At 64.7% G+C, this 13132-nt stretch carries 11 protein-coding genes; 8 read left to right on the top strand and 3 right to left on the bottom strand.

Translation table 11 applies throughout. The annotated features are described in order from the left end of the window. The first annotated feature begins 6 nt into the window (after positions 1-6). From V1479_RS13085 to ade, 3 genes are all read left to right on the top strand, one after another. Positions 7-702, top strand: a complete 696-nt coding sequence (locus V1479_RS13085; RefSeq protein WP_173191874.1) for a TRAP transporter small permease — start codon at positions 7-9, stop codon at positions 700-702. A 10-nt stretch (positions 703-712) separates the two neighbouring features. Next, complete coding sequence (locus tag V1479_RS13080; RefSeq protein WP_173191872.1) at positions 713-2332, top strand: TRAP transporter large permease; 1620 nt, start codon at positions 713-715, stop codon at positions 2330-2332. Between the two features lie 70 nt (positions 2333-2402). Then, a complete protein-coding gene (gene ade / locus V1479_RS13075; RefSeq protein WP_368803266.1) occupies positions 2403-4220 on the top strand; it encodes an adenine deaminase in 1818 nt (605 codons plus the stop codon). Between the two features lie 12 nt (positions 4221-4232). On the opposite strand, the gene V1479_RS13070 is transcribed toward ade, so the two are convergent. Both V1479_RS13070 and V1479_RS13065 read right to left on the bottom strand, forming a co-directional pair. Then, the gene (locus tag V1479_RS13070; RefSeq protein WP_368803265.1) at positions 4233-5402 is read right to left on the bottom strand and encodes an alpha/beta hydrolase; all 1170 of its coding nucleotides are present in this window, start codon (positions 5400-5402) and stop codon (positions 4233-4235) included. A gap of 79 nt (positions 5403-5481) precedes the next feature. Then, positions 5482-6870, bottom strand: coding sequence for a TrkH family potassium uptake protein (locus V1479_RS13065; protein WP_438620524.1), 1389 nt, complete (start codon positions 6868-6870; stop codon positions 5482-5484). Between the two features lie 161 nt (positions 6871-7031). Between V1479_RS13065 and ilvA the strand changes: the two genes are divergently transcribed. The 5 genes from ilvA to V1479_RS13040 all read left to right on the top strand — a co-directional run bounded on the left by ilvA (position 7032) and on the right by V1479_RS13040 (position 12165). Continuing rightward, on the top strand, positions 7032-8288 hold the full coding sequence (gene ilvA / locus V1479_RS13060; protein ID WP_368803263.1) for a threonine ammonia-lyase IlvA: 1257 nt from the start codon (positions 7032-7034) through the stop codon (positions 8286-8288). Beyond that, complete coding sequence (locus V1479_RS13055) at positions 8285-8824, top strand: DUF1697 domain-containing protein (protein ID WP_368803262.1); 540 nt, start codon at positions 8285-8287, stop codon at positions 8822-8824. Before ilvA ends, V1479_RS13055 begins: the two co-directional genes overlap by 4 nt. 41 nt (positions 8825-8865) lie before the next feature. After that, positions 8866-9123 (top strand): hypothetical protein, encoded by a 258-nt coding sequence (locus V1479_RS13050; protein ID WP_368803261.1) that lies wholly within the window; start codon positions 8866-8868, stop codon positions 9121-9123. 327 nt (positions 9124-9450) lie between these two features. Then, complete coding sequence (locus V1479_RS13045) at positions 9451-10854, top strand: DEAD/DEAH box helicase (protein WP_368803260.1); 1404 nt, start codon at positions 9451-9453, stop codon at positions 10852-10854. A gap of 99 nt (positions 10855-10953) precedes the next feature. After that, positions 10954-12165 carry an MFS transporter gene (locus tag V1479_RS13040; protein ID WP_173191858.1) on the top strand — a complete coding sequence of 404 codons (1212 nt, stop codon included), beginning with the start codon at positions 10954-10956 and terminating at the stop codon, positions 12163-12165. Here the strand turns inward: V1479_RS13040 and V1479_RS13035 are convergent. Further along, positions 12155-13129: an alpha/beta hydrolase gene (locus tag V1479_RS13035; protein ID WP_368803259.1), complete on the bottom strand. Its 975-nt coding sequence runs from the start codon at positions 13127-13129 to the stop codon at positions 12155-12157. The genes V1479_RS13040 and V1479_RS13035 overlap by 11 nt on opposite strands. Positions 13130-13132 lie beyond the last annotated feature (3 nt).

The raw sequence follows: 13132 nt of genomic DNA, 5'->3' as shown, positions 1-13132 counted from the left end.
GATTACGTGGAGCTTCTGTGGCCGACGCTCGCGCTGCTGGCGCTGGTGGTCATCGTGTTCGCCGCCGAGCGGCGCTACCCAGAACTGGTGAGCAGGATCGAGGAGAACATCCTCGCCACGCTGCTTGCGATCATCACCTTCGTTTCCTTCACGCAGGTGATCGCGCGCTACGGTTTCAATACCGGCTGGAGCGGGGCGCTGGAGTTCACGCGCGTCATGTTCGCGTGGATGATCCTGTTCGGCATGAGCTACGGCATCAAGCACGGCGTGCATCTGGGCGTCGACGCATTCGTCAGGCTTTTGCCGTCAAACCTGTTCCGCCTGGCCGCGCTGTTTGCGGCGGTCTGCGTGTTCCTCTACGCCTTCGTGCTGCTTTATGCCGGGTGGCTGGCGCTGCTGGGCGTCGACGTGTCGACCAACTGGCGGCAGACCGGCGCGATCGGCTACTGGACCTTCATGTTCGACAGAGGCACCGGCCTCGACGACCTGAAATATCCGCTCTGGATGCAGGAGACATTCGGCCTTCAGGACCGGGTGCAGCGCTGGATTGCCTACATCATGCTGCCGGCCGGACTGGCGCTGCTGGCGCTGCGCGCGGTGCAGGGCTTCGTGGCGATCCTGCGAGGGGAACGCGAGATGCTGATTGCCAGCCACGAGGCCGAGGACCTGGTTTCCGAAGCCCGCAAGACGGCCGTGGACTGAGGTATCAGGCATGGAATCCGCGATCCTCTTCATCCTCGTCCTGTTCCTGCTCTTCATCGGCGCGCCGGTGGCCGTCGCGCTCGGCCTGTCGTCGCTGATCATCATCACCTTCTTTTCCAACGACTCGGTCTCGTCGGTGGCGCTGCAGCTCTTCACCGCGTCGCAGAACTACACGCTGCTTGCGATCCCGTTCTTCATTCTGGCCTCTGCCTTCATGTCGACGGGCGGCGTGGCGCGGCGCATCATCCGCTTCGCGATCGCCAGTGTCGGGCATTTCCGCGGCGGTCTCGCCATGGCGTCGGTGCTTGCCTGCATGATGTTTGCGGCCCTGTCAGGTTCGTCACCGGCCACCGTCGTGGCGATCGGCACGATCGCCATCGCCGGCATGCGGCAGGTGGGCTACAGCAAGGAGTTTGCTGCCGGCATCATCGCAAATGCCGGGACGCTCGGCATCCTGATCCCGCCGTCGATCGTCATGGTGGTCTATTCGGCGGCGACCGATGTCTCCGTCGGCCGCATGTTCCTGGCCGGCGTGGTGCCCGGCCTGCTGGCCGGCCTGATGCTGATGGTGGCGATCTATGTGGTTGCGCGCTGGCGCAACCTGCCGGCGGAACCGTGGAAGGGTTTTCACGAAATCCTCGAGGGCGGCAAGCAGGCCGGCTGGGGGCTGTTCCTGATCATCATCATCCTCGGTGGCATCTATGGCGGCGTCTTCACACCGACGGAAGCCGCGTCGGTCGCTGCGGTCTACGCCTTCTTCGTGGCGCTGTTCGTCTATCGCGACATGGGCCCGATGAAGGGCATACGGTGGATCGCCGAAACCGACAGCGACGGCGCGCGCGTCGGGTTTTCGGGCACGGTCTACGGGCTCGCCTTTTTCTTCGTGTGGATGATCCTGACCTTCTTCGCCACCGATGGCTGGGAGGGCGTCACGCTTTCGGGGCGGGCACTTGTCGGCGCGGTTCTTTCGCTCGTGCTGGCAATCGCCTATGTCGTCTGGCGCGATCCGCAGTCCAATCCGGGCAACATTCCAGCCTATCTCGTGCGCGGCCTGCCGATCTGGGGCCGCAATCTCTCGCTGATGGCGCGCAACTTCCTGCCCGCGTTCTTCAATGACGAGACCCGCAAGGTGATGGTCGATGCGGCGCGCACGACGATCATGCTGATGTTCATCATCGTCAACGCGCTGCTGTTCGCCCATGTGCTGTCGTCGGAGCGGATTCCGCAGACGATCACCGAGCTGATGCTCGGCGCGGGCTTCAACTGGTTCACCTTCCTGATCGCGGTGAACCTGCTGCTGCTGCTCGGCGGCCAGTTCATGGAGCCGTCGGGCCTGCTTCTCATCGTGGCGCCGGTCGTGTTTCCGATCGCGATGGAGCTCGGCGTCGATCCGGTGCATCTCGGCATCATCATGGTCGTGAACATGGAAATCGGGATGATCACGCCGCCGATCGGGCTCAACCTGTTCGTCACCTCCGGCATAACCGGCATGAGCCTGATCCAGGTTGTGCGGGCGGCGCTGCCGTTCGTGGCTGTGCTGTTCCTGTTCCTGATCATCATTACCTATGTGCCGATCATATCCACATGGCTGCCCTATACGCTGATGGGACCGGAGATCGTCACGCGGTAACAGCGACACGAAAGCGGCTGGCGGTTTGGCGCGAGACTTGGCACAGTCGGGCAAAAGGAGACACCACTCTATGCCCGCAGCCGCGAAATCCGCCTTCGACCGACCCAAATCCTGGAGCGAGGTCGCGCCGCGTCTCGTCGACGTGGCGACCGGGCGCAAGCCCGCCGATCTGGTCGTCAGGAACGGGCGGTGGGTGAACGTGCACTCCGGCGAGGTGGTGCCGGGCACCGACGTGGCCATCGTGGAGGGACGTTTCGCCTATTGCGGGCCGGATGCCTCGCACGCGATCGGCGAAGGCACCAAGGTGGTGGATGCAGGCGGCCGCTATCTGGTGCCGGGCCTGTGCGACGCGCATATGCATGTCGAAAGCGGGATGGTGACGGTGACGGAGTTCTGCCGCGCCGTCATCCCGCACGGCACTACGTCAATGTTCATCGATCCGCACGAGATCGCCAATGTGCTCGGTCTCGAGGGCGTGCGGCTGATGCATGACGAGGCGCTGGCGATGCCGATCAATGTGGGCGTGCAGATGCCGTCCTGCGTGCCGTCCGCACCGGGGCTGGAGAACGCGGGCGCGCAACTGACCGCGGCAGACGTTGCCGAGGCGATGACGTGGGAGAATATCGTCGGGCTCGGCGAGGTGATGAATTTTCCCGGCGTCGCCAACAACGACCCGGTGATGGTGGCGGAAATTGCCGAGACGGTGAAGGCCGGCAAGACGGTTGGCGGCCATTATGCCTCGCGCGATCTCGGGCTTGCCTTCCACGGCTATGTCGCGGGCGGTCCGGAGGACGATCACGAGGGCACGGCCGTCGAGGATGCGGTTGCCCGCGTGCGGCAGGGCATGAAGGCGATGCTTCGGCTGGGTTCCGCGTGGTACGACGTCGCCAGCCAGATCAAGGCGGTGACGGAGCTGGGGCTCGACCCGCGCAACTTCATCCTGTGCACCGACGACAGCCATTCCGGCACGCTGGTCCACGACGGGCACATGGACCGGGTGGTTCGCCACGCCATCGCGCAGGGGCTGAACCCGGTGACCGCGATCCAGATGGCGACCATCAACACGGCCCAGCACTTCCGCCTGGAGCGCGAATTGGGCTCGATCGCGCCGGGCAGGCTCGCCGATTTCCTCATCGTCTCGAACCTGCCGGAACTGACGATCGACGAGGTTTACGGGCGTGGGGTGCGGCTTGCGCGCAACGGACGGCTGGAAGCGGATATTCCGGCCTATGATTACCCAGCCAGCGCGAAGGACACGGTGAAGCTCGGCAAGGCGCTGACGGCTGCCGATTTCGACATCGCAGCGCCCGCAGGCGCCAACGAGGTGCGGGCGCGGGTGATCGGCGTGATCGAGAACCAGGCGCCCACGCGGGCGCTGGAGGCCGAGCTGGCGGTCGAGGACGGGCTGGTCGCGATGGACCGGCAGAACGACGTCTGCCAGATCGCACTGGTCGAGCGGCATCGCGGCACGGGTGGCGTCGTCAACGGCTTCGTCTCCGGTTTCGGCTACGTCAAGGACTGCGCGATGGCGTCGACGGTGGCGCATGATTCCCACCACATGATCGTCGTCGGCACCAACAAGGCGGACATGGCACAGGCGGCGAACCGGCTGGGTGAGGTCGGCGGCGGGGTTGTGCTGATCTCCGAAGGCAAGGAATTGGCGCTGGTTGAGATGCCGATTGCCGGGCTGATGTCGGCGGAACGCGCCGAGATCGTGGCGGAGAAGGCAGCGAAGCTGACGGCGGCGATGCGCGACATGGGCTGCTCGCTCAACAACGCCTACATGCAGCATTCGCTGCTGGCGCTGGTGGTGATCCCCGAGCTTCGAATCTCCGATGTCGGCATCGTCGACGTGACGAAGTTCGAGACGGTCGACCTGTTCCTCTAAAAGGCTGCTGGCCTAGCGCGCACCGCCGACGGCGACGTTGATGACCTCGAAGGGCGTGGTGATGATGATCTCGGCCGCCGAGCCGATCGTCTGGCCGAGGCCCTGCGCGAGGGTTTCGAGACGGCGGGTCACCTGATCGCCATCGCCGCCGAGGCTATCGTCCTCGTTGAGTCGCTGGCCGAGTAGCTGGATCAGAAGCGGATTGTCGGCAAAGCGGGCGTGATTGAGCCGGTCGCCACTCTCGAGCGCCGACACGTCGATCACGGTCACGCCGAGGCTCGCGAGGTCCTCGTCCTTGTCGTAGTCGCCGACGCGGGGACGACTGCCCGCAAGGATGGACGATACCAGCAATGCGCGGTCGTCGCGCGACACCATGACCAGGAAAGGCCGGTCCAGCTTGCCGATACGCTGAAGCTGCGTCTTGAAGACGTCGACATCGATGTCAGGCGACGCGAGCACCACGTCGCCAAGGGCGCCGGCCACGCTCTGGTCATCGGCGATGGCTATCTGGCGCAGGGCTTCCATCGTGACCCAGTTGCCCATCGAATGGGCGATGATGTCGATGCGCTTCGCGCCGCTGGCGCGGAGCAGGCGCAGCGTCTTTTCCAGGCCGTCGCGGGCGACGGTCGCGGAGTTGTTGTCGTAAATGTAGTCGACGGTGCGGCCGGTCGAGGCCCATGAGAACAGGACCGGCGTGCCGGCATAGCCGGAATCGTGGACGATCTGCGCGGCGCGATAGATCGAGCCGTCGAAAGCGGTGCGGTAGCCATGAATGAAGACCAGCGCGCGGCCATCGGTGCGCGCCAGGTTCTCGCGCAGGGCATTGCCGAAATCCTGCTCCTTGGGGAACAAGGCGATCTCGCTGGCGGCGAAGTGTTTGGACGCATCGCGCCGCGCACCGTTTCGGGGCCCCTCCAGCCTGCCTGAACTGTGGACGCGCGGTACCGTCACGTTAACGCGGGCAAAGCCGAGCTCGTCGCCGCGTCCGCCGCCATAGACCTCGGACGGATCGTCTGCCTTGGCGCGGGTCGTCGCGACCAGAATGTTGTGCGTTGCAACGATTGCGTCGGGTTCGGCCGCCAGCGCGTTCGTGAGGCTGCGCGATGGGCCGCCGGCGCAGCCCGACAGCGCCAGAACGAGGGCGGGAAACAACGCCATCAGTGCGCGCCGGAAAGCAGACACGGCAAACTCCAGTACCAACGTCCGTCTGCGGATAGCGGCTAAAGCCGCCCGCGTCCATCCGCAGTGGCAAAACTTCCGGTTACCGGCTCCAGAACGCTGGCGTGAAGATCACCAGCACGGCCAGGATTTCCAGGCGGCCGAGCAGCATGGCGAGCGACAGCAGCCACTTGGCCGAATCAGGCACGTTGGCGAAGTTGCCAGAGGGGCCAATCTGGTCACCGAGACCGGGGCCGACATTGGTCAGCGACGTCAACGCGCCCGTCAGGGCGGTCATCAGGTCGAGGCCGGTTGCGGCAAGCAGGATGGTCATGATCAGCCAGATGACGACGAAGGCCGAGATGAACAGCACGACCGCGCGCTGCACCGTGTCGTCCACCGGGCGATCGCCGTAGCGGACGCTGGCGACGCTGTTGGGATAGACGAAGCGGCGCAGACCGTTGACGAGCAGCTTGTAGAGAATGAGGAAACGGTATGCCTTGACGCCGCCGGAGGTCGAACCGGAACAGCCGCCCAGGAAGGTCGCGGCGAACGCGCAGCCGACCGCGAAGGGTCCCCACAGCGTATAGTCCTGACTGGCATAACCGGTAGTTGTGATGATCGACACGAAGTTGAAGGCGGCGTGGCTGAGCGCCACCGTGAACGGCATGCCGGTCGAAACGCGCAGATAGACCGCGACCGCCACGACGAAGGCGACGACGTAGCCAGCGAAGACGCGGATCTGCGGGTCGCGCAGCGCGTCGAGCCGGCCGGCGACAGCAAGCAGGATCAGGATCGAGAACGGCAGCGCGCCGATGAACATGAAAATGGTGCCGATCCAGAGGATCGCCAGATTGCCGGCATATTGGCCCATCGAGGCGTCATGGGTCGAAAATCCGCCGGTGGAGATCGTGGTCAGGGCGTGGTTGAGCGCGTTGAAGCTGCTCATGCCGGCGGCCGCGTAACACAGGCCGCAGATCAGCGTCAGCAGCGAGTAGATGGCGATCAGGCTCGTCGTGTAGGTAGAGAACCGTTCGAAGGGGCGGTCACCCATATCCGAAGATTCGATGCGGAAATAGGAGAAGCCGCCGACATTCAGGAACGGCAGCACGAACAGGCCGAGCGCGATCACGCCGAGGCCACCCATCCATTGCAGGATGGAACGCCACAAGAGGACGCCCGGCGGAAGGCCATCGAGGCCGACCAGAACCGTGCCGCCGGTGGTCGTGATGCCCGAGACGGTTTCGAAGAAGGCGTCGGCGACGCTGAGATCGGTCGAGGAGGCGAGCAGCGGTACAGCGCCAACAACGCAGGTGGTGAGCCACAGAAGGTTGACCAGCAGGAAGCCGAAACGCGACGAGATCGGCGGGGGGCGACCCTGGGTGGCCAGCGCGAGGCCCAGCGAAAGCCCGCCGGTGAACAGCGCGGAGAAGGCGAAGGTGCGCCAGTCGTCATTGCCGAAATAAAGATCGACCGCCGCCGGAATCAGCATCGCGAGCGAAAGATAGATCGCAAAGACCGAAGCGATATGAAGCGCGGCACGTATGGAAGAGTAATGCACGGGGGAAGAAGCCTCGACTCTGGGCGCGGCCGGAGAGTGGCGTCATCCGGCCGTTTGTGCAATAGGGCCCGCATAGCACACGGAGCCGCACCATGGCCGGATTTACACGCGATGTCGCCCGCGCGGCGGATGAGATGCGAGCGCTTTTCGAGGCGACGCCGCTTCAGGAGAATGACTATTTGTCGCGCAAGACGGGTGCGCGCGTGTTCCTCAAGCGCGAGGACCTGTCGCCCGTGCGCTCCTACAAGATCCGCGGGGCATTCAACTTTTTCCGCAAGGCGGTTGCTGCCGGACTATCGCCAGAGGCGTTCGTTTGCGCCTCTGCCGGCAACCATGCGCAAGGGTTCGCCTATGTGTGCCGGCATCTCGGCCGGCGCGGCGTCGTCTTCATGCCGGTGACCACCCCGCAGCAGAAGATCGACAAGACGCGCATGTTCGGCGGCGGCATGGTCGAGATACGGCTCATCGGCGACTTCTTTGACGAATGCTATCGCGCCGCGCTCGACTTCGCGGCAACCAGCGGCGGTCTGATGGTGCCGCCGTTCGACCATCGCGACATCATCGAGGGGCAGGCAACCGTGGCGCACGAGATCGCCGCGCAGATGCCGGAGGACGTCGAGCCGGACCTGATGGTGCTGCCGGTGGGCGGCGGCGGGCTGTCGGCCGGCGTGACGCGCTATTTCTCGGAGGGGGATACCGCACCCCGCTTCGCCTTCGTGGAGCCGCTGGGCGCGCCCAGCCTGAAGCGGAGCCTTGCGGCCGGCCGCCGGGTGAAGCTCGACATGGTGGACAATTTCGTCGACGGCGCGGCAGTGGCCGAGATCGGCAAGGAGAATTTCCGGCTGCTCAAGGGGTTCGACGAGGCGCAAGTGAGGCTGGTGCCCGAGAACCGGCTTTGCGCCACGATGATCGAGATGCTCAATATCGAAGGCATCGTGCTCGAGCCCGCAGGCGCGCTTGCGATCGATGCGCTCAAGGATTTTTCGCGCAAGGAGCTCAAGGGCAGGGCGGTCGTGCTGGTCGTTTCCGGCGGCAATTTCGATTTCGAACGGCTGCCCGACGTCAAGGAGCGGGCGCTGCGCTTTGAGGGCTTGAAGAAGTACTTCATCTTCCGCTTTCCGCAGCGGCCGGGCGCACTGCGCGATTTTCTGGAACTGCTCGGTCCCGACGACGACATCGCCCGCTTCGAATATCTGAAGAAGTCGGCCCGCAATTTCGGTTCGGTGCTGATCGGTATCGAAACGAAGGACGCGAAGAATTTCGACCTGTTGAGAAAGCGCTTCGCCGAAGGAGGCTGGGCTTTTCAGGACATCACCGAAAACGAAGTCCTGGCGGGGCTGATCATATGAGCGACACCGTCTACATCGTCCTTTTCCGTGGCGTCGGCGGCAAGACGCAGCTTCCGACGGCACCGTTGCGGGAGAAGCTGGCGGAGGCCGGCTTTCGCAATATCGCGACCTACATCAACAGCGGCAACGCGCTGGTGAAGACGCGTAAGTCCCGTGCGACGGCGGCGAAGGAGATCGCCGCGATCTGCAAGCGCGAGTTCGGATTCGAGAAGGACATCTATCTGATTTCTGCAGCGGAATGGGACGCGGTGATTGCAAACAACCCGTTTCCCGACGCCACGGAGACCCCGAAATTCCTGCACGCGGCGTGGCTGGCCGATGCGCCGGATCCCGCCAGACTGAAGGCGCTGCAGGATATTGCGCAGGGCCGCGACCGCATCGAGGTCGTCGGCAACGTCGCCTATCTGCATACGCCGGCAGGTTTCGGCACCTCCAAGCTTGCCGAGCGGTTCGACAAGGGCATCGGCGTGCCGAACACGGCGCGCAACTGGAACACCGTGCTCAAGCTGGCAGAGCTGGCTTGTGCAAACAACTGACATGCGGCACGGTCGAAACAGAGGAAATGGAGATCGCATACATGGATGCTTCTGAGGCCAAGGTATTCCCCTATTGGAGAGCCGTCGGGTCTTTCCTCCTTGACTTTGTTACGAGTTTTCTGGTCCTCGGCTACCTCTTCGCTTTTATGATAGGGCAAACGACGGAAGCAGGATTTCGTCTGACCGGCCTGCCGGCGTTCCTGGTAATCGTGCTGGTCGTCGCCTATTTCGTCGTCTTCAATCGTTTTCTTGGCGGCACAATCTGGCGCCGTATTCTCGGGGTGCCTCCAGTCCGCTGAGCCCAGCGACTTGCTGCGCTGCACAAGAAATCGGTTGCTTTCGAGGGCGAACTGCCCCATATGCGGGCCACGAGGCGCATGGGCCGGATCTGCCGGCTTTCCTTGAATGGACTGGTTGCGTCTGTTTTCTCCCTTTCCTGTCATCCGACATGGCGAGCGGCGAATGAGCCCCGCGGCACAAGGCACGCGGGCACGACAGCGCAGCCGCGCGGGGCCATGCCCCGCCGTCTTGTCGTTCCTTTACAGATTTGCTGCGGCAGGTTGCGCCCTGCCGCGATATTGCGCGGCCGCAGCCATGAGCTTCCGGCCGCCTGAAAGAAGAAGATTTTGACGAACGAAAACAACAACGCCGTGGAAACCAATGGCGGATTCGCTGCACTGGGCATTACCGGCGCGCTGCTGAAGTCGACCGAGAAGGCCGGTTTCACCGATCCGAAGCCGATCCAGGTGCAGGCGATCCCGGCGCAGCTCGAAGGCCGCGACATTCTCGGCATCGCGCAGACCGGCTCCGGCAAGACCGCCGCTTTCAGCCTGCCGATCCTGTCGAAGATCGTCGGGTTCGGCACCAAGCGGCTGCCGCGCACGTGCCGCGCCCTGATCCTCGCGCCGACGCGCGAGCTGGCCGTTCAGATCGAAGAGACGATCCGTACGCTGTCGAAGGGCCTGCATGTCTCGACCGCGCTGGTGCTGGGTGGCGTTTCGCGCTTCTCTCAGATCAAGCGCATGGCGCCGGGCATCGACATCCTGATCGCCACGCCGGGCCGGCTGACGGACCTTGTGCGGGAGGGCCAAATCAGCCTTGCCGATACCCGCTTCCTGGTGCTCGACGAAGCCGACCGCATGCTCGACATGGGCTTCATCCACGACGTCAAGCGCATCGCCAAGGCGACGCATCGCGACCGCCAGACGGCGCTGTTCTCGGCAACCATGCCGCATGAAATCGAACAGCTTGCTGCGGGGCTTCTCAAGAACCCCGTGCGTGTCGAAGTGGCGCCGCAGGGCACGACCGCAGGCGAGATCACGCAGAGCCTCGTGATGGCGCGCACCAAGCAGAAGCGTAAGATTCTCTCCGACATGCTCGCCGACGAGACGATGAAGTCGGTACTGATCTTTGCCCGCACAAAGCATGGCGCGGACCGCGTGACCAAGGACCTCGAGCGCGACGGCTTCGAGGCCGCCGTGATTCACGGCAACAAGTCGCAGAACGCCCGCCAGAAGGCGTTGAACGGCTTCCGCGAGGGCAAGGTGCGCATTCTGGTCGCCACCGACATCGCCGCGCGCGGCATCGACGTGCCGGGCATCAGCCATGTCGTGAACTTTGACCTGCCAGACGAGGCGGAAAGCTATGTGCACCGCATCGGACGCACGGGCCGCAACGGCGCGGACGGCATCGCGATCACGCTGTGCGATCCGACCGAAAGCTCGAAGCTGCGCCAGGTGGAGCGTATCATCCGCATGAAGCTGCCGGTGGCAGCCTCGCATCTCGACCAGCCGGATCCGGTTCGGCCGCGCGGTGAGCAGAACGCGCCGCGTCCGCAGGCGGCCAACGATGACCGGGACGCCGGCGAGACGGGCGAGCGCCGTCCGCGCAACGGACAGGGCAAGCCGAGAAAATTCGGCGGCAAGCCCGGCGGCAACAAGGCTTTTGCCGGCAAGCCGGGCGGCAAGAAGCCGTTCCGCGCAAAGCGCCGCAGCAATGGCGGACGCCGCCCCGCGGAACGCGCGGCCTAAACAGCGCTCGGGCTGGCCCAATTGCGCGGGCCGGCCCGATACTCTAAGGCGTTTCCTGTCGGCCGTCCGGCCGTATCGAGAGAACACGGGAAACGCCTCATGGCCGGATTGGCGGCGCTCGCGATCGCCTACGTCCTTTCGCAATTCTACCGCTCCTTCCTCGCGGTCCTGACGCCGGCCCTGATAACGGAACTGGGCGCGACGAAGGGCGACCTTTCGGTCGCGTCCGGCGCCTGGTTCGTGGCCTTCGCGCTGTCGCAGTTCGGCATCGGCGTCGCGCTCGACCGGTACGGGCCGAAGCGCACCGCAGCCACGCTGCTTGCGCTGGGCGGCGCCGGCGGCGCACTGGTTTTTGCGGGCGCGACCCAACCGTGGATGGTCATCGTCGCGATGACGATGATCGGCATCGGCTGCGCGCCGGTGCTCATGGCCTCCGTCTTCATCTTCGCACGCACCTATTCGCCGGCACGGCTGGCGATCCTGGTTTCCTGGCTTGTCGGGTTCGGTTCGTTCGGCAACGTGATCGGCGCTTCGCCGCTGGCGGCCGCCGCCGACGCCTTCGGCTGGCGACCGGTCATGCTGGGGCTTGGCGCGGTGACACTCGTGACCGCCGTAGCCGTGCTGTTCTTCGTGCGCGATCCGGCGCGGCATGGCGACGGGACGGCTGACAACGGCTTTGCCGGTTATCTGGAACTCTTCAGCCTGAAAGTGCTGTGGCCGATCCTGCCGCTGGTGGCGCTGAATTATGCGGCTGCCGCCGGCATACGCGGCCTGTGGGCCGGGCCCTATCTTTCCGATGTCTACGGCCTCGATTCACTGGCGATAGGGCAAGTGACGCTCTTCATGGCGCTGGCGATGGTCGTCGGCAGCTTTGTCTACGGCCCGCTCGATACGCTGTTCGGCACCCGCAAATGGGTGGCTGTCGGCGGCAATGCGATCGGCCTCGTGGTGCTGGTGGTGATTGCGCTCTATCCTGTGACCGACGTCGTCACCACGACCGTGTTTCTCGTGCTGATCGGATTGACGGGCGGCAGCTACGGGCTGCTGATGGCGCACGGACGCGCATTCCTGCCGCCGCACCTGACCGGGCGCGGCGTGACGATGCTCAACTTCTTCTCGATAGGCGGGGTGGGCATCATGCAGTTCGCGACCGGGGCCGTTGTTACCGCGAACACGGCCGCTGACGCGCCGGCGGCAGCCTATCAGTCGCTGTTCTGGTTCTACGCAGCCACGCTGGCGCTGTCGCTGGTCATCTATCTGGCCTGTCGCGACGCCAAGCCGGAAAAGGCGGCAGCGCAAGTCAGCGCCTGAGCGCTGAGATCCATTCGCTAATGCGCCCGGCCACGAGCGTGGTCGTCGACGGCGAGATGGCGTCGCCCGCAATGACGTGGTTGGACGGATCGTCGGAACTCTCGACGATCATCGTTTCGTGCGGCTTGCCCCAGCGGGCTGCTATGTCTCGGGTCAGTTCGGGACGCACGATCGCATCGGCATCGGAGAAAATGAAGAGCGCCGGCGCGTGGGCCCGCTCGACCACCGACTGCCGCGCAAGTTTGGTCAGGGCGGCCATCGGCAGCGTCGCAGCAGTCGGATAGCGGGTGGTCCAGTATCGCGCGTGCTCTTCGTTGACGGGTTCGAAGCCGCGTTCGGGGCCGACCACCATTTCCGCGATCTGCCTGCCCCAGGGCATGGTCAGCAGCCATGCGCCCGCGGCCTGCACGCCATAGTTTGGCGAAACGAGGACGTAGCCGGCGACATCGCGAGACAGTTCGGGCTGCGTCGCCGCCCAGGTGGCGAGTGCCGCGCCGGTGGACGTCGCTATGACGACGACCCTGTCGCCGATTGCCGGCCCTATGGCCATCGCCTCGGCGTAATCGTTGATCCAGTCGTTCAGCGAGGCTTCCGCCATTGCAGGGCCGTCGCGGCCATGACCGGCAAGCCGTGTGTAAAAGACATTCGCCCCGATCTCGGCGGCCACGCGGTCCGGCACCGGGCGCAATTCAGCTTTGGAGGCCGAAAAACCGTGGACGTAGACGATCGCCAGCGGAGTGCGGGCCTTCGATACGGGGTCGGCCCAGACGATTTCCTTCGCCAGTTCGGCGCGGAGATTGGGGACGTCTGCCTCCCGCGCGGCAAGCCAGGCGACGGGATCATCTCCGATCGCGGTTTCGTCGAACGTGATCGTCGTGTCGGTGGAGACACGCGGCCCAGTCAGGAACAGGAGGATCAGCGCGACCAGCGCGACGGCGGCGATGAGAAAGATCATCCGCACCATCGC

Source organism: Neoaquamicrobium sediminum (assembly GCF_040970315.1).
Classification (GTDB): domain Bacteria; phylum Pseudomonadota; class Alphaproteobacteria; order Rhizobiales; family Rhizobiaceae; genus Aerobium; species Aerobium sediminum.
The sequence above is the reverse complement of the archived record's forward strand: the minus strand, read 5'-3'. Positions and strand labels throughout refer to the sequence as shown.

Coding starts and splice junctions, on each gene's coding strand:
- V1479_RS13080 (WP_173191872.1), top strand. CDS start 713: ATGGAATCCGCGATCCTCTTCATCCTCGTCCTGTTCCTGCTCTTCATC.
- ade (WP_368803266.1), top strand. CDS start 2,403: ATGCCCGCAGCCGCGAAATCCGCCTTCGACCGACCCAAATCCTGGAGC.
- V1479_RS13065 (WP_438620524.1), bottom strand. CDS start 6,870: ATGCTGATTCCGGCGGCGGTCGATCTTTATTTCGGCAATGACGACTGG.
- ilvA (WP_368803263.1), top strand. CDS start 7,032: ATGGCCGGATTTACACGCGATGTCGCCCGCGCGGCGGATGAGATGCGA.
- V1479_RS13055 (WP_368803262.1), top strand. CDS start 8,285: ATGAGCGACACCGTCTACATCGTCCTTTTCCGTGGCGTCGGCGGCAAG.
- V1479_RS13050 (WP_368803261.1), top strand. CDS start 8,866: ATGGATGCTTCTGAGGCCAAGGTATTCCCCTATTGGAGAGCCGTCGGG.
- V1479_RS13040 (WP_173191858.1), top strand. CDS start 10,954: ATGGCCGGATTGGCGGCGCTCGCGATCGCCTACGTCCTTTCGCAATTC.
- V1479_RS13035 (WP_368803259.1), bottom strand. CDS start 13,129: ATGGTGCGGATGATCTTTCTCATCGCCGCCGTCGCGCTGGTCGCGCTG.